This is a genomic window from Pseudomonas sp. nanlin1 (genome assembly GCF_045571515.1).
GTDB lineage: Bacteria > Pseudomonadota > Gammaproteobacteria > Pseudomonadales > Pseudomonadaceae > Aquipseudomonas.
This window is the reverse complement of the sequence record NZ_CP124218.1, coordinates 1123006-1143934: the sequence shown is the minus strand read 5'-3', so window position 1 is coordinate 1143934 and position 20929 is coordinate 1123006. Positions and strand designations below refer to the sequence as shown.

Genomic DNA, 20929 nt, shown 5'->3' with positions numbered 1-20929 from the left:
CATTCGACCGATGTTGGAATGCCCCTTTTGGCGACGTGGCGCGATAGCGTCGCCTCCAACGACTAACGCTGCAGAATCTGATTAGTTTTTAAGCAAGACGTCCAGCAAGCAAAGGCGAAAATCCTCAACTACCCGTTGCGCCACGGATGACATACGCAGGCAAACGGCGAACTCCGGGAGGTCAGGAAGCCCAGCCGCCTCGGGGATTTTTATCAGATCTGCCGGCACCGTTGACGCCAGCCACGCTGTGACTGCCAGACCGACGCGCACAGTGGACGCCGTCGCTTCAAAACTTCCATTTTCAAAAATGGCCCGCCACGCAATGCCCTCTTTTGCCAATGCCCCAAGCACTAACGGGCGGAATACACAGCGCTCGTCAACGAGAGATAAAGGCAGAGGCCGGGTCTTCCAGATATCACTCGTAGCGCTTGCTACCCAAACGAGCGGCTCAGTGCGAATAACCTCGCCCTGCGGACTGCTCGCAAGGTACTCGATAAGCGCGATATCCAGGCGCCCATCCTTAATATCCTCGTGTAGCTCAAGCGATGTCGCACACTTCATCGATAGTTCTACCGAAGGGTGAGACTCTGAGAATGTTTTCATCGCCGGGGCGAGCGATGTGATCAAGTCGGGAGGTGCGCCAATACGCAAATATCCACGCACCGGGCTGCCCACCGTTTGCGCCCAAATCTCATCGTTGAATTGCAGCAACTGACGGGCTTTGGCCAAAAACAGCTCACCCTGGCTGGTCAACTCAAGCTGCTTGGGCTTACGGATCAGCAAGCTACACCCCAAGCTTTGTTCAAGACGCTTGACCTGCTGGCTGACAGCGCCTTGGGTCATAAAGAGCAAATTGGCGGCAGTTGTCATGCTTGCGTGGTCAACAACGGCCACGAAGGTGCGAATCAGGGCGATATCCAAGTTACGGTTCACGATTTGAATTACCGAATGTAATGCAAGGCATTAAGGATATTCGATTTTCTAATCCAAGTTGAGCCGGTAGCGTCATGGGTATTCAACTTCTGGACAAACACCGGTGACCGCTCTCGCCCCTCTACTGTTTTTTGTCGCTGCCTCCACCCTGTCCCCTGGCGGAGCGACCGCACTGGCCATCGCTTCAGGCGCAAGATTCGGCCTGATCGGCTCGCTGCCTTTGATAGCGGGTATCGCGCTGGCGCTGATGACCATAGCGGCACTCTCGGCGTTAGGGCTCGGCGAACTGATAGCTGCCGAGCCGGTGCTGGAGCTGATCGTCAAACTAGTGGGTTCTGCATATCTGCTGTGGCTAGGCTGGGTAATCGCTCACAGCGGCGCACCGGCACCCCGCACCGATATCACCCAACCCTTGCGTATGCCCCAAGCGATGCTGCTGTTGTTCTTAAACCCGAAAAGTTGGGCCATGGCCGTCAGCGCAGCCGCCACCTTCTCCTCGTTATCGACCAGTCCATACGGCCTGGCGGCACTGCTTGGAATATCATTTGGTATCGCCGCCTGCCTATCGCTGACACTCTGGTGCTGCGCAGGCATGTTATTAAGCCGCCTACTGCGCACCCCGAAGCATTGGCGTCGCTTCAACCTCTCAATGGCCACACTGCTCATTCTGTCCATCATCCCGACCTGGATATAAAAAAATGCCCTCTCTGCCATTTGCTGAGTCCTTCGACCTCAAGGCTTGCTTCAACTCTATTTCGGAACACTGGTCACCTCGGGTCGTCGCGCAAGTGAACGACCAATACGTCAAGGTGGCCAAAGTGCACGGCCAACTGGTTTGGCACAACCACGCCACACAGGACGAACTGTTCTATGTCGTCAAAGGGCATTTAAGGATCGAGTACGAAGCTGGCCGAACGGTTGAGCTGGCCGAAGGGTCGATGCATGTTATCCCCAAAGGCGTTATGCATAATCCAGTGGCGGAAGAAGAATGCTGGATCGTGCTGATCGAACCGGTGGACACCTTACATACCGGCGATGTGCATTCGCCTCTTACGAAAACTTTGGAGCAACAGCTGGGCTGATCCGCGATAACGTCTGGGGTTGGGAGAAGTTGTTTGTTGAAGATTGTGGTTTGGTGGGACTTGGAGTACGGGGGCCGCGGCAATTGCGGTAGGGGCTATCGCTGGGTGGACTGCAGAACCGCTCAGGCACCAGTGCGGAGCGTTTTAGCTATTGCTTGGTGGCAGACCTCGCGAATAGCTGCTAACTAAATCAAAAGTTGCAGGGTAGCCGGAATTTGCCAGACTCAAAAACCCAAAAGCCTGCAATTACGCGGGCTCCAGGGCATTTTTTGCTAGGTCGTGCCGGACAATGCCGGACGTCCCATCCCACTCGATATTTATAACCATATAAAATTCATATCTATCAATGAGTTATAAATCAATCAACCAGAAATGCCATGATTGATACCATACTTCGAACTAAAGGCCCGGGCTTTCTTCTTCACGAACGGACTGGAAAGCGCGGCGCTCAAGTATCTCAAGACGATTCAGGTGCTCCGCACCTAGCAGAAATCACGCGGATGTCGGCTCAACAGCATCTTCGCCGGGTCGCGCGAGTTCACGCCCGTGCCGTAGCGACTGGCGCTGGAGCGCCAGCTCGACAAGCCAGTCGCCGGTATCATGCGTGGCGTTGGATCAACTGGCAGTTCGGTCGCGTCCGTGGCGGACCAACTATCGCTTGACTGCTCTTTGTTGTCCCGCATGTTATCCAATATTTGATAAAAGGGGGTTGGGGACGATGTTCGAAATTACTGGCGCACAAATCGCCGACCTCAATGACGCCGATCTGCGGACACTCGTCGCACGTCTCGCCTTGGCAGAATTACGGGCGCAGGGTTGCCCCAGTTCGTCGGTCACGGCTGGCGGCAATCAGGATGCGGCCGATGGCGGGCTTGATGTCCGGATCGAGTGCCCGTCCGCACTGCTGATGCCGGATTTCGTGCCGCGCCAGCACACAGGGTTTCAGGTGAAAAAGCCCGACATGCCGGCGAGCGCAATCCGCGATGAGATGCGTCCTGGCGGCGTACTACGGCCGGTCATCGCTGAACTCGCCGCTCGCTCGGGCGCCTACATCATCGTTAGCGCGCAAGGGTCGGTCGCAGACAAGCCGCTGAGAGATCGTCGCGATGCGATCCGGGCGCAACTCGACGATCTGCCTGAGGCCGGGCAGTTGCATAGCGACTTCTACGATCGCGACCGGCTGGCGACATGGGTCAATCACCATCCCGGAATTGCCGCCTGGGTCCGCACGCGGCTCGGCATCGGCATGTCGGGCTGGAGCAGCATCGGCGATTGGTGTGGCGTCGGCGTGAGCGAGGAGACGCCCTATCTCTTCAACGATAAGGCCTGCCTAACCGATGAGCGAACGAGCGACCGCAAGCAACTCACGATCGGCGAGGGTATCGCCCGGCTTCGCGTCTCTCTGGCCAAAGCTCGCCAATGTATCCGGTTGATCGGCTTGTCCGGTCTCGGAAAGACTCGTCTGGTGCATGCACTGTTCGAGGATGGTGTGGGCGAGGTGCCGCTCGATCCGGGGCTCGCCGTCTATACCGACTATTCCGCGGAGACTGACCCGACCGCACGCGAAATGGCGCGCCAACTGGTGATCGCACGGCACCGTGCGATCCTGATCGTCGACAACTGCAACCCGGCGACGCACAGCGAACTGGCCCGCATCTGTTCGGAAGCGGGGAGCCAAGTCAGTCTCTTAACTGTCGAATATGATGTTCGCGACGACGAGCCCGAGCGTACCGAGGTCTTTCGCTTGCAATCAGCATCGCCTGAAATGGTGGAACTGTGGCTGGAAAAGACCTTCCCCAATGTGACGCAGATCGACCGGCGAACCATATCAGGGTTCAGCGACGGCAACTTCCGCGTGGCGCGCGCTCTCGCCGATACGCTCGGAAAAGGCGAGACCCTGGGAAAGCTCAAGAGCCGCGACCTCTTCGGGCGGATTTTTGATCAGCGCAACGATCCTGACCGGGATCTGCTTTCCGCTGCCGAGGACCTTGCCCTGTTCTATTCGATCGATGGCGAGGACACCTCGGAAGGCGGTGAACTTGCGCGGGTCGCCGCTATTCGCGGTGTTCCCGTAGCAAGGATATATGCTGCGCTGAATACGCTTCGACAGCGGGGGATCGCGCAGCTGCGGGGACGGTGGCGCGCTATCCTGCCGCATGCGATCGCCAACCCGCTCGCCGGCTTCGCCCTTGAACGCATGCCGCCGGCCGATTTTGATCGCTTCTGCGCGTCGCTTACAACGCGGATGCAGAAATCCCTTTCGCGCCGCCTCGGCTATCTGCACGACAGCGCCGAGGCGCGGGCCGCGGTAGAGCGCTGGCTCCGTGCCGACGGGCCACTCGGCGATCTCGCGGCATTGGGAGAAGACGGCCTTCATATCATCGCCAACATCGCCCCGGTTGCACCTGATGTCGTGCTCGCGAGGATCGAGCGTGATATTGCCGGCCCAGATGGCGGCGAAATCATCGATCCGCAGTCGAGCAACCGGTGGCAATGGATACGGTTGATCAAGCTCCTCGCTTACGATCCGCCGCTGTTCGACCGCGCGGCAACCTTGCTTGCGCGGTTCCTTTCCGCTGAATCGCCCGATCACCATAACAGCTCGGCGTCGGGCATGTTCGCAGAGCTGTATCACCTGCACCTGTCCGGCACCAAGGCTTTACCAGATCAGCGGCGAGCGCTCGTACGCCGGCTCGTGCAATCGGGTGATCCGGCTTTGGCACGCTGCGCCGGCATCGCCCTTGATGCGCTACTGAAGGCGCACCATTTCAGTTCATCCAGCGATTTCGACTTTGGCGCCCGGCCACGAGACTATGGCTGGCACCCGCCGACTTATGGTGACATCTGGGCCTGGTACAACGGCGCGGTTGACCTGGCGGTCGAGCTATCGCCAATCATCGAAAACGTCAGGGACCATCTTGCCCACAGCGTAAGAATGCTGTGGCACTTCGGCGCCTGCCACGATGCGCTCGAACGGGCAGCGACCCATTTTTCTTCCGAGCGACCTTGGATCGAAGGGTGGATCGGCTTCCGCACAGCGCTGCGCTTCGAGGGCGACGCGATGCCGGATGAGGTTCGCGCCCGTCTCATTGCGCTCATCGAACGCCTGAAACCCACCGATCTTCTCCACCAGGCCCGTGCGGTCGTACTAGGGCGCAGCAGTTTCGGTTGGGATGTGGCTGATGGCGACGCGGATGACGGCGACGTCATGAAACCCTATGAGCGCGCCTCCCAGCAGGCGAAAGAGATCGGCACCGCACTCGCGCACGACCCGGAGACGCGCGCTGCCTTCATCACCGAACTGCTCGTCGAACAAAATCCGCAGCGCGCCTATGAATGCGGCATTGGTCTGTCGGATGGTGCCGCCGATCTTGATGCGATGTGGTGTGAACTGCTGGACCTGTTCTCCGCCGCCGAGGCGGACAGCCGGAATGCGACGGTGCTGGGCGGATTCATCCACGGCGCGCACGCCAAGGCTTCGGCCTTTGCCAACGCTACGCTAGAGAATGTGATCCAGAATCCCGATCTTGCCGCGAGTCTGCCGTATCTGCAGGCGCGTGTTGCTATCGATACCCAAGGCATAGCGCGGCTTCGGCGTGCGATCGAACGTGGCGTCCTTTCGGCGTGGAATTTTCAAAGCATCGCCAATGGCAGTGTCGGGGAGTCTCCACCCGACGCGCTTGGCCTGCTACTCACCGACATCGGCAATTTGCCCGACGGCGTCGAAATCGCGCTTGATATATTGCACATGCACTTCTACCGCGATCGGGATGAAGGCCGCCAACGTGCGCCATCCTTGATCGCTGTTGGCCGTGAGCTGCTACTGCTCGCTGACTTCAGAAAGAAGCAGTCGTTGCGCGATTTTGGGCTGCATAACGTTATTCGGGTCTGCTGCGCCGGCCCCGATGGAGAGGCGACATTGCGGGAAATCTGCGCCCGCCTCCGGGCCGGACTGGAGACCGTCTATCTTTCGTCCTACGATCTTGGTTATGTCCTGAAGGCGCTCTTCGAGACCCATCCCCTGATCGCGCTAGACGAATTCCTGCTCCCCGAACTCAGGCCGAGAAATCGGGGGCTGTTTGAGGGGGATTTTGGGTCTGGCACGCCGGTGGAGGATGTCGGCGCCGAGACCTTTGTTCAGTGGGCGAATGTCGATCCGGATCGGCGCTATACGCTGCTTGGCAAAAGCATCCCCATGTTCAAGCGGCAGCAGGGCGAAGAGGAGAATGGTGTCTCCACGCTTTTCCTGGAAATATTGGGCCACGCGCCAGACAAGCGGGCGTTCCTCGGTGATATCTGGTCACGGCTGCATCCGCGCAGCTGGAGTGGCTCGCTCGCCGATATCCTGGTTCGGCGTCGCACGGCTATCACCACGCTGGGTGACAATGTTGGAGGCGAGGTTCGGCAATGGGTCACCGACATGTTGCCCGAACTCGAACGCAGGATCGAACATGAAAGCGAGCGCGATCGGGAAGGCGAACAGAGCTTCGAATAGCCACCGATCCGTGCATCCCCACGGGGCTCTGACGCTGATCACAGCTTTCGCGGAGTCTTAGGCTAGGCCCGCCGCCCTTTGCATTTCTGCCTGACGGCTTCGCGCAGGGCGAATGGCTAGTTTTGGGGGAACAGCCATTCAAAATACGATAGGCGAACGGCTTAAGCTGGTCGACAGCTAACCCCGCGTAACCATCAGCTATTTCTACGCCTCAGCTCCGAGCCATAGAGTGCCCCCGTCGCGGAGGGCCTTTCGATATTGCTTAAACTCAAGCCGCGATGCGTTCTTTCCGCTCGCGGCTTCTTCATAGATGAGATGGCACCCGGGCTTCCGAAGCGCCGCGCTGCAAGTCCAGGTGATGGTCCTCTGTGGAGCCCCATGCGTGGCCGATTCGCTGTTTCATTGATACAACCGGGACGTTGAAAACTTGACCAGAATATTAACTCGCCAATAGGGGTTCCGATGGCCTCGGATGCCATTTTTTAGCGTGTTCAGGAAACCACCGTTTTGTGAACACCCAGCCCCCTCTAGGCTCCCATTACGAACTGCAAGCGCATTGAGGCCGCTCAAGGAAGCAGCAAGAAGTTTGGAATCAGCGCCTGTTGGAAAATGAGAGGATGCTGCACAGCCACTATTCGTGGCTGGTCTGATCGTACGCTCCAACCGCGAAGGCTAGCTGTCGCAACAAAATATCCAGCTCTGCTGGGTCGCCTTCGCGTATTACATCAGCGAGCAATTCAGCTGCATATGCAGGGTCTGCTCTGAGCTGTCCGGCCAATGCGCTATGCGGGCTGAGCCTCAGGCGAAATCAGGTGACGAGCTTGTCGACTCATACTTCTTTCAGTACTTGCTTAGCCTGACGGTTCAGGTGGCAGATGAGGCAGAGCTCAGAAATATCGTCCGCCACATGGTCGACACACGGTTTTCTGACCGAAAGAAGCAAATTGTTGTGCTCCAGAAACTCGGTTTCAACCAGTCAGAAATTGCGCGAAGGCTGGAGATCGAGCACCAGGCAGCATCCAAAGCTCTCCGCTCATTTCCTGAGACCTTTCGACTCCCATCAGCATGAATGTGCCTCGCTGCGTCGTTATGCACATGACCAAACGGTTGGATTCGACGAGTCTATCGCATGGCTAGGGGCGAAAACAGCTCTCATGACTGGCAGCAAACGGCCACCCTCCTCAATAACTCTGCCGCTTTCTTGGGGCGCCTTTCTGATAAACCGGGATGTCTACCGGAGCGGGGGTAGTCAACTGACGGAGGCTGTCTACGAAACCGGGGCTCTCTCCACTCTGAGTGGCCATAATCTATCGATACATCTCTCGAGCCGTAGTTTTTTTACGGCAGCATCCAAAGCTGGTAAGCTCACTATATCGATCTGAAGGGGTTACCCCGATGCTACGCAAATTTTCAGTGAAAAACTTTCGAAACTTCACAAATTGGCTGTGTTTTGATCTTACTAGCCAGCAATACGAATTTAATGAAATTGCAGTTAATAAAGGCATCGTAAGACATGCAATGATTTATGGTCCTAATGGTGGAGGCAAGTCAAATCTCGGCCTCGCAATGGTCGACCCGGTTTTGCACTTGGTTGACTCTCCTAGTTACTTCCCCTCACTGAACAATAACTATCTCAATGGACGCTCAAGCGCTCAAATTGCAGAATTTATTTTTGAATTCCGTATTGGTGATGCTGAGGTTGTATACAAATACGGAAAGAAAGCTTGGGATAAGCTCGTCTACGAGCACTTGACCATAAATGAAATTAACGTCCTTTATGTTGACCGCCGAAAATCAACGCTAGCAAGTATTGCCTTAAACGGAGCAGAAACTCTAAAGAATGATGTAGGTGACTCCTGGATATCTCTACTTAAATATGTTAAAAGTAATGCCATACTGGATGACACAGCCATAAATGAAACTTTCCTAGCACTGCTTGACTTTATTGAGGGAATGGTTTTCTTTAGATCCTTAAACGCAACAAACAAAGGAGAGTATGTTGGCAAGGACATTGGTGTAAAGCAGTTATCGCAAAGCATCATTGAAAGCGACTCCATCGAAGATTTCGAGAGATTTCTTAATGATGCCGGTATAGAGTGCTCTTTAGTTGTGGATATCAACCCAAATGCCAGCGGCAACAAGTCTATATACTTTAACTTTGGCGAAATAAAACTTGAGTTTGGCACGGCAGCCTCCACAGGAACACTATCTCTTGGAATATTTTATTTTTGGTGGCTTCGACTAAATAAAGGAGAGGTGAAATTTGCGTATATCGATGAATTTGATGCTTTTTATCATCACGCGTTAGCTTCAGCCATTGTTGAAAAAATCACTACGTCGCAAGCTCAAACCATAATGACCACACATAATACTGGAGTTATGAGTAACGATCTTTTGCGGCCTGACTGCTACTTTGTGTTGGACAAGAAGATTTCACCACTCACCGAGCTGACAGAAAAGGAGCTTCGCAAGGCCCATAATTTAGAAAAAATTTATAAAGGACTGTCCAGTTAATGGAGCGTACAGTATTTGTATTCGAGGGAGAAAAAGCCGAAAAAAATTATTTTAAAAGTCTAGAGCGAGCTTTTTTCTCTGATGAAGAAGGCAGACTATTGGTGACTTTTCAGAATGATCTTTACGAACTCTATACGCAAATCTCGGCTGATGAAGATCTAGATGTTTTTGAACTAATCAAAGAGCTGAACCCAATTGCCAGCAAAGACGAAGTCCTAAAAAACTTAAGGCGCGATCAAGTTGGGCAAATTTATCTTTTCTTTGACCTCGAGCCAAATGACCAGAATTTTTCGGGCAGAATTCTACTTGATATGCTACGACGCTTTAATAATGAGACGGAGCATGGAAAACTATTTATAAGTTACCCCATGATTGAGGCGATCAGAGATATTAATGATATTGATGAGTACTTAGAAAGAGTTATATATCTATCTGACTGCAGGGGCGCAGTCTATAAAAAACTTTCTGCTCAGCGCGGAAACCACATCTATCAAGACGCGAAAAAAATTGATAGGCAAGGATGGCGATTCCTAATAGAGGCCAACCTTAGAAAAGCCAACTTGTTAATTTCCGGGAACAACAACCTGAATATTGTGAATAATCAGTCATCTATTGCAGATGCGCAACTAAACAATGGATCGCTTCGAGATCCATTATCAGTACTAAGTGCTTTTCCTATTTTTCTCGCCGATTATTTTGGGCTTGATGTTTTTCAGAAGTAGACGGCAAGCTTTAGAATTTTTTAAAGCACAATCAGCGCCCCCCCCGAGAATCATCGTCCGCTAATTAATAACTCTCAAAACTATGACTTTACCTCCTGACCGAATGCTGTGGTTTCATGGTGTTGAACCTGATGACAGATGAGCCATCCATTTTGCAAAGCTTGGCACTGATTCACCCAGACACCATTTCATGGGGTAGGTAATTGCATCGCACTTCCTTCGCATGCGGAGGAGTCTAAGGTTGGAGTCGGCCGGTACATATGTGCGGACGATCTATTAGAACTAATCGCCCTTCTTTTGCGCTTGGATCAGATAAGCCAGGTCGTGGTGCTTCTCGAATTCTGTGATTGCGAATCGCCTCTTCGCGAATTCAAGAGCCATACCGCTCACCTCTAAGAGTGCTGCGGAGGTTAGTCCTATAAGGGGTCCGCCGGCGAGCCCAGCGGCGAGCCCCATAGCGGCAGCACTATGCACACTCTTGGCTTCGATCAAGTCTGAAATGCTGCCAGTTATAGATTCAAAGCCCATTCTTTTACGAGTAGAGCTGTATTCGTCGAGGCGGCGCGCAAGATCATCCGCGACAAATGATGAGGGTTTACCATTGTAGTTAGAATAGAAGAAGAGTCGAAGGTTTCTCAGTGCTGCGCGTGCTTCCGGATCTTTTCTCAAATCTAGGACTTGCTCCCACGACATACGAGCCGTATCCACGAGTGGAATGTTTGATAGCACTAAACAAGCATATGCATTTTGCCCATCGACTTCAGCGCGGTTAGGCACTAGAACCGTTGAGTACTGCTTTCCAAGCGTTTCTGCCAGCTTAACGAACTCGGATCGAACACTAGAGTTGGAACCTATTACAGAGTCTTGCAGGTAGGCTACCTTCACATCGTCGTAACTGGCATCCGAGAGTCCCCCCAAAGCGGGACGAATTGCTTTCTGAAAAGCTGTCCAGGTGTCGATGTATCGCCCAAGCAGCGTCCATTTCTCACGATTACTTGCAGGCGTCACACCAAATACGAGATTCACAAGAGCATCCCCTGGAATTTCCTCCGGAAGCTTCAACATGACGTCAATCTCTTCGCCGCGCCCTTGTAGAGAATGGAAGGCGACAGGAATAACGCTATCAAAGTACAAAGCCGCAGACTTTAAGCGTTCAAAGCAGACAGCATTTTGAGTCGACGGGTACATCACTTGAACTCTAAAGTATGGATAAGAGGGAGGTAGAAGCTCTCACCGCGGATATCCAAAGGCGAGAAGAGGAAACGCATAATTTCCACCAACATTACAAAGTCCTTAAAATCCTGTCCATGGTATTCTTTTGACCGCTAGCTAGCGATCAGTCGTTAATTACTGCCCACCCTCAACCATGCATGCGATTCGTCCAGTATCAGTGAAACCTATCGATCAAGTGCATGGCGACTTTCTCTCATGCGATTCGCTGAAATGAGCTGTTACCACGAAAGCTATTGATTTGTTTTCCGAGGTTTCTCAAGTGTCCACTCATCAGAAACATCTGCCTAATCCTGCAACATCGCACGACGCTGATCCCGATACTCGGCCTTGTTATAGACGGCGGGCACACCTTTCTGCTCGTGTGCGAGACACTTCTCGATCCACTCCGAGTTGTGGCCCGCCTCATGCAGCAGCGTGCTGGCCGTGCGTCGCAAGTCATGGGGAACGAACTTGCCAAGTGGCAAACCTTCCTTATGAGCAAGGCGATAGGTGAGTGTCAGTACCTGGTTGATCGTGGCTGCACTCATTGGCATGTCGGAGTCGTAGCGTGACGGCAGAACGTACTCAGTACCTTCAGCCAGAGTCTGGAACGCAATGAAGAAATCCAATGCTTGCCGGCACAGAAACACCAAATGAGGTCTTCGGCGCTTCATCTGTTCTGTGGGGATCGTCCATAGCGCCTCGCCGAAGTTGATTTCACTCCACGTCGCGTTGGTCAGCTCGCTCTTGCGCAACATCGTCAGCAGCAGAAGCTTGGCTACGGCTCGACCCAACGTCGCGGTACCAATCCTGTCCATGTACTGATACATCAGCGCAATTTCATCAGGCGTCAACGCCCGGTCGCGTGGCTCGGATTTAGCGATGCTGGCAGACCTTACTAGATCCGCAGGGTTTTCAACTTTCTGACCACGCTCAATGGCCCAACGAAAGACCTGCAGCACAGTCTCCCGCGAATGGACGGCGGTTGCAGGTGCACCCCGCTCCACTATCGCATCAGTCAGCGCTCGCAGATCCTCATGAGTGATTTCAGCCAGCTTCTGATTGCCAAACTTCGGCTTCAATTCGCGCTCATAGACTGACCGGCGCATATCTAGTGTCGAGTCCGCCCCCTGATAGCCGCGCAGCCATTTTTCAGCCCAATCATAAGGTTTCAGCACCTTTGGTGCGCGCCTTCTCCTTAGCAGGCGATTTGCCTGCGGCAATTATCTTCTTCGCTTCCCCTAGCCGCTCGCACGCCTCCGCCAAGGTGATCCCACCTAAGCCATAACGACCGAAGGTAACGGTCCCCTGCCGGCCATTGATGGAGTAGTTGTAGCGAAAGGAGATAGAGCCAACTGGGGTGACGGCGACGTACAAGCCGTCACGATCAATCACCTTGTAGAGCTTGTCTTGCGGCTTGAGGTTTCGGAGCTTGGTATCAGTGAGCATGGCTTCCATTTATTCCATGAAAAATACCATGCTCTGAAAAGCGCGGAAGAATTGGGCTTACCCCAGTAAAACTGGGCCTCTTGGCTGTATCGATACCATGCCCATCCTGAAACAAGGGACATGGTATCAAGCGTTATGCATGGCATCAGATGCAGTTGGTACCCCGTACCATGCCATAAAAAAATCATGCTTGGCGATGCAGAACGCTACCTGAACTTGCCAGACCCAAAAAGCCCGCAATTACGCGGGCTCCAGGGCATTTCTTGCTAGATCGTGCCGGACAATGCCGGACGTCCAATCATTCCCACTCAATCGTCGCCGGCGGCTTGCTCGACACGTCATACGTCACCCGCGAGATCCCTTCGATCTCGTTGATAATCCGCCCGCTCACGGTTTCCAGCAGCTCGTACGGCAGGTGGGCCCAGCGGGCGGTCATGAAGTCGATGGTTTCGACGGCGCGCAGTGCCACGACCCAGGCGTAGCGGCGGCCGTCGCCGACGACGCCGACTGATTTGACTGGCTGGAACACGACGAAGGCCTGGCTGACTTTGTGGTACCAGTCGGCTTTGCGCAGTTCTTCGATGAAGATGTGGTCGGCGCGGCGCAGCAGGTCGGCGTATTCCTTTTTCACTTCGCCGAGGATCCGCACGCCCAGGCCTGGGCCGGGGAATGGGTGGCGGTAGACCATATCGTACGGCAGGCCCAGTTCCAGGCCGAGGCGGCGGACTTCGTCTTTGAACAGTTCGCGCAGCGGCTCGACCAGTTTGAGGTTCATTTCCTCGGGCAGGCCGCCGACGTTGTGGTGGGACTTGATCACGTGGGCCTTGCCGCTTTTGGCGCCGGCCGATTCGATCACGTCCGGGTAGATGGTGCCTTGGGCCAGGTACTTGATATTGGGCAATTGGCTGGCTTGAGCATCGAACACATCGATGAAGGTGCGGCCGATGATTTTGCGTTTTTTCTCCGGGTCCGACTCGCCGGCCAAGTTGTCGAGGAACTGGGCTTCGGCGTTGGCGCGGATGACTTTAACGCCCATGTTCTCGGCGAACATGGCCATGACTTGCTCGCCTTCGTGCAGGCGCAGCAGGCCGTTGTCGACAAATACGCAGGTCAGCTGGTCGCCGATGGCTTTGTGCAACAAGGCCGCAACTACTGAGGAGTCGACCCCGCCGGACAAGCCGAGCAATACGTTGTCGCTGCCGACCTGGGCACGTACCTGGGCGATGGCGTCGTCGGCGATGCGCGATGGCGTCCACAGCGCTTCGCAGCCGCAGATGTCGAGGATAAAGCGCGAGAGGATGCGCCCGCCTTGCTTGGTGTGGGTGACTTCTGGGTGGAATTGCACGCCATAGTAACCACGGGTGTCGTCGGCCATGCCGGCGATTGGGCAGCTGGGGGTGCTGGCCAGCAGGTGGAAGCCGGCCGGGATTTCTGTGACTTTGTCGCCATGGCTCATCCACACGTCCAGGCCGAACACGCCATCGGCGTCGACGTGGTCTTCGATGCCATCGAGGATGCGGCTTTTGCCCACCACATCGACCCGTGCGTAACCGAATTCACGTAGGTCGGAACCGGCAACGCGGCCGCCGAGCTGCTCGGCCATGGTCTGCATACCGTAGCAGATACCAAACACCGGCACGCCTAAGTCCCACACGGCCTGGGGCGCGCGCGGGCTATCGGCTTCATGCACCGACTCGGGGCCGCCGGCGAGGATGATGCCACGCGGGGCGAACTCGCGAATGGCGTCGTCGTCCATGTCGAACGGGTGCAGTTCGCAATACACACCGATCTCGCGCACGCGGCGGGCAATCAGCTGAGTGTACTGGGAACCGAAATCGAGGATCAGGATACGGTGGGCGTGAATGTCGAGGGCCATGACTCATTCTCGTCGGTGGTGATTCAGAAACGACACGGGGCTGCAATCAACAGCCCCGCTAAATTAGGGTAGTCGACGCCCGCCCCGAGGGCTGGCGCCGAGCAACTATCAACCTACGCGATAGTTGGGCGCTTCCTTGGTGATCTGCACGTCGTGCACGTGGGATTCCGCCATGCCAGCGCCGGTGATGCGAACGAACTCGGGCTTGGTGCGCATTTCAGCGATATCGGCGCTGCCGGTGTAGCCCATGGAGGAACGCAGGCCGCCCATCAACTGATGGATGATGGCAGTCAGGCCGCCTTTGTAGGCCACCCGCCCCTCGATGCCTTCGGGGACCAGTTTCTCGGCACCGGCCGAGGAGTCCTGGAAGTAGCGGTCCGAAGAGCCCTGGGCCTGGGACATGGCGCCCAGCGAACCCATGCCACGGTAAGCTTTGTAGGAGCGGCCCTGGAACAGCTCGATTTCGCCCGGTGCTTCTTCGGTACCGGCGAACATCGACCCCATCATCACGCAGTGGGCACCGGCCACGATGGCTTTGGACAAGTCACCGGAGAAGCGGATACCGCCATCGGCGATCAGCGGCACGCCGGTGCCTTCCAGCGCGGCGGCCACGTTGGCGATGGCGCTGATTTGTGGCACACCGACACCGGCGACGATGCGCGTGGTGCAAATGGAGCCAGGGCCGATACCGACCTTCACTGCGTCGGCGCCGGCTTCAGCCAAAGCCTTGGCGGCAGCGCCGGTGGCGATGTTGCCGCCGATGACCTGGACGTCCGGGAAGTTCTGCTTGACCCAACGCACGCGGTCGATCACACCTTTGGAGTGGCCGTGGGCGGTGTCGACCACCACCACGTCAACCCCAGCGGCCACCAGCGCGGAAACCCGCTCGCCAGTGTCCTTGCCGGTACCCACCGCCGCGCCCACGCGCAGACGACCCTGGTCGTCCTTGCTGGCCAGCGGATAAGCCTTGGCTTTCTCGATGTCCTTGACGGTCATCATGCCCTTGAGCTGGAACGCTTCGTTGACGATCAGGACTTTTTCGATGCGGTGCTTGTGCAGCAGGTCACGGGCTTCGTTCTTGTTCGCGCCTTCACGGACGGTGACCAGACGCTCTTTGGGCGTCATCACTTCACGAACCGGAATATCGAGGCGGGCTTCGAAACGCACGTCACGGGAAGTGACGATGCCGACCAGCTCGCCATCGTGCAGCACGGGCACGCCGGAGATATTGTGCAGGCGGGTGAGTTCGAACAGGTCGCGCACCGAAGCGTCGGCTTCAATGGTGATAGGGTCTTTGACCACACCGGCTTCGAACTTCTTGACCTTGCGCACTTCGGCAGCTTGCTGCTCGACGGTCATGTTCTTGTGGATGATACCGATACCGCCTTCCTGGGCCATGGCAATGGCCAGCCGGGCTTCGGTAACGGTGTCCATGGCGGCAGAAACCAGCGGAATGTTCAGCTCGATGCCACGGGTCAAACGGGTCTTGAGACTGACTTCGTTAGGGAGTACCTCGGAATAACCGGGCACTAGGAGAATGTCGTCGAAGGTCAGAGCTTCTTGGCTGATACGCAGCATCGCGGGGGCTCCCGAGCGGGAAAATGGAAGCGCGCCATTATACCCAGACATGGGGCCCGGCGAAAGGTAAAGATCGGGCTAATCGAAAACCCGCTACAGCGTTTCTACTTCCACCAGCCTGACCTTGCAGTCCAGGCGCTCGGCGAATGCCTGTACGAAGCTTGGCTTTAACGTCGCCTCGCCCCAGCCATTGAAGATAAAACCCAGGTCGGAAAAACCGCAGGGCTGCAGAAAGATAAAACCGTTGATGTCGTCTTCATGGCCGCATTCCGGGCAGATGAAGTTGTCAGTGTGGCCGGGGTACCAGTCATCCAGGCTCTCGAACAACACCGGCCCCACTTCCTTTTGGCACTCCGGGCAGCCGGCCTCTTCGAGAAACCCGGCCTCCGGCATAAAGATACAGCGCTGGGTAATGATCTCCAGGCCATTGACCGGCTGGCCAAAGGGCAAGGCTTCGGGCTGCTCGACTACCTGCCGCGCGCCCTCGGCGATGGCATAGCCCATGCGGTTGCCCGTGAGCCCGCACGTGCTGAGCTGCGGCTCGACGATATTCTTTTGCACCAACCAGCGCAGCATCAGCCTGGCGGCGCCTTCGTGCCCGGGAAAACTGGAGATTTGCGGGACGATAATGCTCTGCGAGCTCATGACACGGCCTGGGTATATAAAAGGAGAGCGCAGCTTAATCCCCTGACCGGTTAGGTCAAGGGTTGCTTTGGGATCGTCGGCCGCGCGGTTTGCCTTTATGATGCCTGCATGATTAAAGACCCTTTCGCTCGACTCAACCTGGACCGCGAGGTCCTGACCGTCAGCCAGCTCAACGGCCGCGCCCGTGTGTTGCTGGAAGACGTGTTCAGCCATATCTGGGTGGAGGGTGAAATCTCCAACCTGGCGCGCCCCGCCTCTGGGCATATTTATTTCACCCTCAAGGACAGCGGCGCCCAGGTGCGTTGCGCGCTGTTCCGGCAGAACGCCCAGCGCGTACGGCAGGCGCTCAAGGACGGCCTGGCGGTCAAGGTGCGCGGCAAGGTCTCGCTGTTCGAAGGCCGCGGCGACTACCAGTTGATCCTCGATACGGTCGAGCCAGCCGGTGACGGTGCGTTGCGCCTGGCCTTCGAAGCCTTGAAAGAAAAACTCAGCAGCGAAGGGCTGTTCAGCAGCGAACGCAAAAGCCCCCTGCCCGCTCACCCGCAGCATATCGGGATCGTCAGCTCGCCGACCGGTGCGGTAATCCGCGACATCATCAGTGTGTTCCGGCGCCGGGCGCCTCAGGTCAAACTGACGTTGATTCCCACCGCCGTGCAAGGCCGCGAGGCCATCACGCAGATTGTCCGAGCCTTGCAGCTGGCAGACTCACGGGGTTTCGACGCGATCATCCTGGCCCGTGGTGGTGGATCACTGGAGGACCTCTGGTGCTTCAACGAAGAAGCGGTCGCCCGCGCCGTGGATGCCTGCGTCACGCCCATTGTCAGTGCCGTCGGCCATGAAACCGATGTGTCTATCAGCGACTTCGTCGCCGACGTCCGCGCCCCGACGCCGTCGGCGGCCGCTGAGCTGCTGGCACCGGACTCCGGCGACCTGCTGCGCCGTCTGGAAACCCTGCAGCGGCGCCTGGTCATGCGCATGCAAGGGCGCCTGGCCCACGACCGCCTGCGTCTGGACGGCCTGGCCCGGCGTCTGCGCCACCCCGGCGAACGCCTGCGCCAACAGGCGCAGCGTCTGGACGACCTGGACATGCGCATGCGCCGGGCCTTCGAGCAACGCCTGATCGGCCGCCGTCATCGCCTCGAACAGTTGCAAACGCGCCTGGCCGGGCAGCACCCCGGGAGGGTCTTGGCGATGCTTAAGCAACGTCTCGACGCCCTCGCCCAACGGCTGCCGCGGGCCATGGGCGAGCAACTGAAAACGCGCCAGCGATTGCTTCAAGGGCAAATGCAAACCCTGCACGTGGTCAGCCCCTTGGCGACCTTGGGCCGCGGCTACAGCATCCTGCTCGACGACCACGGCCAGGCCATCCGTAGCGCTGAACAGACCCGCACCGGCCAACGCCTGAAGGCTCGACTCGGCGACGGCGAACTGGACGTGCGTGTCGAAGACAATCACCTCACGCCTGTCACGCTCTCACTATTGGACTGATTCATGCCCCGCTTGCTCGCTTTTACCCTGCTGCTCTGTGTATCCCTGGGCGCCCAGGCCGACAGCTACATTACCCGCCTGTTGAACAAACCTGTCCCCGGCGGTGTGGCCGTAATTGACTTGGGCAATGCCACGCAGCCGCCCAAGGCGCTGTACGACGGCAAGCCCGTGCTGGTGGTGCGCGAGCAGCAGACCTGGCGTGCCATCGTAGGTTTGCCACTGACGGTCAAGCCCGGCCAGCAAACCCTAAGCGTTGGCGGCCAGGCCCGCAGTTTTACCGTGGGTAGCAAACAATACCCGGAACAACGCATCACCTTGAAAAACACCCGCCAGGTCAACCCAAACCCCGCCGATATCAAACGCATCGATGCCGAACTGGCGGAGCAACTGCGCGCCTACCGCAGCTTCAGCCCGGGCACGCCGAGCAACCTGCTGTTGGACAAGCCGGTCAATGGGCCGCTGTCGAGCAAGTTTGGCGTGCGCCGCTTCTTCAATGGCGAAGAGCGCAACCCGCACTCTGGCCTGGACTTCGCCGTACCCGCCGGCACGCCTATCAAGACGCCAGCTAACGGCAAAGTGATTCTGGTGGGTAATTACTTCTTCAATGGCAATACCGTGTTCGTCGACCATGGTCAGGGCTTTATCAGCATGTTCTGCCATATGTCGAAGATTGACGTAAAAGTCGGCGACAACCTGACCCGTGGCAACGTGGTAGGTCGTGTGGGGGCCACCGGGCGCGCCACTGGGCCGCATATGCACTGGAACGTTAGCTTGAACGACGCGCGGGTCGATCCGGCTATCTTTATCGGCGCCTTTCAACCTTAGTCCTTCCGAGAGGTTGTTTCCCCCTGCTACCCAGGGCTCACCACCCTGACCGGCTGATTGCGCAGAGTGCGAGCCCCGCGCAATCGATCGTCAATAGAAAGACCTAAGCTTCCTTTTAATTCCAATAAAAATCGATATCCCAAGCTTTCTACCAATTTTCTTCACACCCTTGCCATGTTTCACCTCAATTGGTTAGGGTAAAGCCATGAAAACCGCCCATACGCTCATTTTGCTTCGCCAGCACCGCAGCCTCTGCCTCGTCAGCGCACGACTGCCGGGCTGAATCGCGTCGCCTCGCCCTCCCCCTCTTTTTAGAATTTTGCGGCAGGCCCTTTTTAGTGGCTGCTCACTCAAGGATTGTTTACATGACCATGCTCAAAGATCCGTCGAAAAAGTACCGTGCGTTCCCCACCATCGACCTGCCCGACCGTACTTGGCCATCCAAGACCATCACGGCCGCGCCGATCTGGTGCAGCTCCGACCTGCGCGACGGTAACCAATCGCTGATCGAGCCTATGGATGCGGCGAAAAAACTGCGTTTCTGGAAGACCCTGGTGGCGGTCGGCGTGAAAGAGATCGAGGCGTCCTTCCCGTCCGCGTCGCAAACCGATTTCGACTTCGTGCGCACCTTGATCGAAGACAAGCACATTCCTGACGACACCACGATTCAAGTGCTGACCCAGGCCCGCGAAGACCTGATCGCGCGCACCTTCGAGTCCCTCAAGGGCGCGAAAAAAGCCATCGTCCACCTGTATAACGCTACTTCGCCGTCCTTCCGCAAAATTGTCTTCAACCAGGACAAACAGGGCGTCAAAGACATCGCGGTAAATGCCGCCCAGTTGTTCGTCAAATACGCCGCCCAGCAGCCAGAAACCCAGTGGACCTTCCAGTACTCGCCCGAGACCTTCAGCGCTACCGAGCTTGAGTTCGCCAAGGAAGTCTGTGACGCCGTGATCGAGGTCTGGAACCCGACGCCGCAGAACAAGGTCATCCTCAACTTGCCGGCCACCGTCGAGGTGTCGACGCCCAATATCTATGCCGACCAGATCGAGTGGTTCGGGCGCCACATCAACCGCCGTGACAGCGTGCTGATCAGCCTGCACACCCACAACGACCGTGGCACCGGGGTAGCGGCTACCGAGCTGGGCCTGATGGCTGGCGCCGATCGGGTCGAAGGTTGCCTGTTCGGCAACGGCGAGCGTACCGGCAACGTTGACTTGGTGACCCTCGCCCTGAACCTGTACACCCAGGGCATCGACCCGCTGTTGGACTTCTCGGACATCGACGGCGTGCGTAAGGTGGTCGAAGAGTGCAACCAGATCCCGGTACACCCGCGCCATCCGTACGTGGGCGACTTGGTGCACACAGCGTTCTCGGGCTCGCACCAAGACGCGATCCGCAAGGGTTTCACCCAGCAGCAAGAAGGCACCTTGTGGGAAGTGCCCTATCTGCCTATCGACCCTGCCGACATCGGCCGTAGCTACGAAGCGGTGATCCGCGTCAACAGCCAGTCGGGCAAAGGCGGCATCGCTTATTTGCTGGAACAGGAATACGGCATCAGCCTGCCGCGGCGCATGCAGATCGAGTTCAGCCAAGTGGTGCAAGGTGAAACCGACCGCCTCGGCCTGGAAATGACCGCGCAACAGATCTACGCCTTGCTGCGCAAAGAGTACCTGCAGGCGAACACGCCGTACGCTCTGGTAAGCCACAAACTGCAGGAAGAAAACGGCAGCAGTGCGGTCGACGCCGAAGTCCACAGTGATGGCGAAACCCACCACTGGCGTGGTAAAGGCAATGGCGCCCTAGAGGCACTGGCGTCGGCGATGCCGATTGGCGTGGAGATTATGGACTACAACGAACACTCCATAGGCGCGGGCACCAATGCCAAGGCGGCGGCTTATATCGAGCTGCGCGTGGCCGGCGAACGCCCAGTGCACGGGGTAGGCATCGACGAAAACATCACCACCGCCAGCTTTCGCGCCCTGTTCAGTGCCTTGAACCGGTCGTTGAGCCAGCAGAACGTAAAAGCCGCCTGATACCCTGTAGGAGCGAGCTTGCTCGCGAAAAACCCACAGACGGCGCGTTGGCTCAGGCATAGCGCGCCATCGTT

Annotated in this window: 13 protein-coding genes and 1 pseudogene; 8 read left to right on the top strand and 6 right to left on the bottom strand. The window is 56.9% G+C overall.

The features are described from left to right. Positions 1-81: 81 nt before the first annotated feature. Positions 82-921, bottom strand: coding sequence for a LysR substrate-binding domain-containing protein (locus QCL65_RS05365; RefSeq protein ID WP_407315253.1), 840 nt, complete (start codon positions 919-921; stop codon positions 82-84). A 115-nt stretch (positions 922-1036) separates the two neighbouring features. Here QCL65_RS05365 and QCL65_RS05360 point away from each other — a divergent pair, with 115 nt between their 5' ends. From QCL65_RS05360 to QCL65_RS05340, 5 genes are all read left to right on the top strand, one after another. After that, positions 1037-1627, top strand: coding sequence for a LysE family translocator (locus tag QCL65_RS05360; RefSeq protein WP_407315252.1), 591 nt, complete (start codon positions 1037-1039; stop codon positions 1625-1627). Between the two features lie 4 nt (positions 1628-1631). After that, entirely contained in the window at positions 1632-2015 is a 384-nt protein-coding gene (locus QCL65_RS05355; RefSeq protein ID WP_407315251.1) for a cupin domain-containing protein, read from the top strand. 718 nt (positions 2016-2733) lie between these two features. After that, the gene (locus QCL65_RS05350; protein WP_407315250.1) at positions 2734-6510 is read left to right on the top strand and encodes a hypothetical protein; all 3777 of its coding nucleotides are present in this window, start codon (positions 2734-2736) and stop codon (positions 6508-6510) included. A 1395-nt stretch (positions 6511-7905) separates the two neighbouring features. After that, entirely contained in the window at positions 7906-9024 is a 1119-nt protein-coding gene (locus tag QCL65_RS05345) for an AAA family ATPase (protein ID WP_407315249.1), read from the top strand. After that, positions 9024-9746 carry a hypothetical protein gene (locus tag QCL65_RS05340; RefSeq protein ID WP_407315248.1) on the top strand — a complete coding sequence of 241 codons (723 nt, stop codon included), beginning with the start codon at positions 9024-9026 and terminating at the stop codon, positions 9744-9746. The genes QCL65_RS05345 and QCL65_RS05340 overlap by 1 nt, the downstream gene beginning before the upstream one ends. 282 nt (positions 9747-10028) lie before the next feature. Here QCL65_RS05340 and QCL65_RS05335 read toward each other — a convergent pair whose 3' ends face one another. From QCL65_RS05335 to QCL65_RS05315, 5 genes and pseudogenes are all read right to left on the bottom strand, one after another. Beyond that, on the bottom strand, positions 10029-10934 hold the full coding sequence (locus QCL65_RS05335; RefSeq protein ID WP_407315247.1) for a hypothetical protein: 906 nt from the start codon (positions 10932-10934) through the stop codon (positions 10029-10031). Between the two features lie 329 nt (positions 10935-11263). Beyond that, a pseudogene (locus QCL65_RS05330) lies at positions 11264-12407 on the bottom strand (tyrosine-type recombinase/integrase). Positions 12408-12705: 298 nt separating this feature from the next. Beyond that, entirely contained in the window at positions 12706-14283 is a 1578-nt protein-coding gene (gene guaA, locus QCL65_RS05325) for a glutamine-hydrolyzing GMP synthase (RefSeq protein ID WP_407315246.1), read from the bottom strand. A gap of 108 nt (positions 14284-14391) precedes the next feature. Then, positions 14392-15861, bottom strand: coding sequence for an IMP dehydrogenase (gene guaB / locus QCL65_RS05320; protein ID WP_407315245.1), 1470 nt, complete (start codon positions 15859-15861; stop codon positions 14392-14394). 93 nt (positions 15862-15954) lie between these two features. Further along, positions 15955-16506: a sugar ABC transporter ATPase gene (locus QCL65_RS05315; RefSeq protein WP_407315244.1), complete on the bottom strand. Its 552-nt coding sequence runs from the start codon at positions 16504-16506 to the stop codon at positions 15955-15957. 108 nt (positions 16507-16614) lie between these two features. Between QCL65_RS05315 and xseA the strand changes: the two genes are divergently transcribed. The 3 genes from xseA to leuA all read left to right on the top strand — a co-directional run bounded on the left by xseA (position 16615) and on the right by leuA (position 20855). Next, the gene (xseA, locus tag QCL65_RS05310) at positions 16615-17994 is read left to right on the top strand and encodes an exodeoxyribonuclease VII large subunit (protein ID WP_407315243.1); all 1380 of its coding nucleotides are present in this window, start codon (positions 16615-16617) and stop codon (positions 17992-17994) included. Positions 17995-17997: 3 nt separating this feature from the next. Then, a complete protein-coding gene (locus tag QCL65_RS05305) occupies positions 17998-18819 on the top strand; it encodes a peptidoglycan DD-metalloendopeptidase family protein (protein ID WP_407315242.1) in 822 nt (273 codons plus the stop codon). A 365-nt stretch (positions 18820-19184) separates the two neighbouring features. Continuing rightward, positions 19185-20855: a 2-isopropylmalate synthase gene (leuA, locus tag QCL65_RS05300; RefSeq protein ID WP_407315241.1), complete on the top strand. Its 1671-nt coding sequence runs from the start codon at positions 19185-19187 to the stop codon at positions 20853-20855. Positions 20856-20929: the final 74 nt, after the last annotated feature.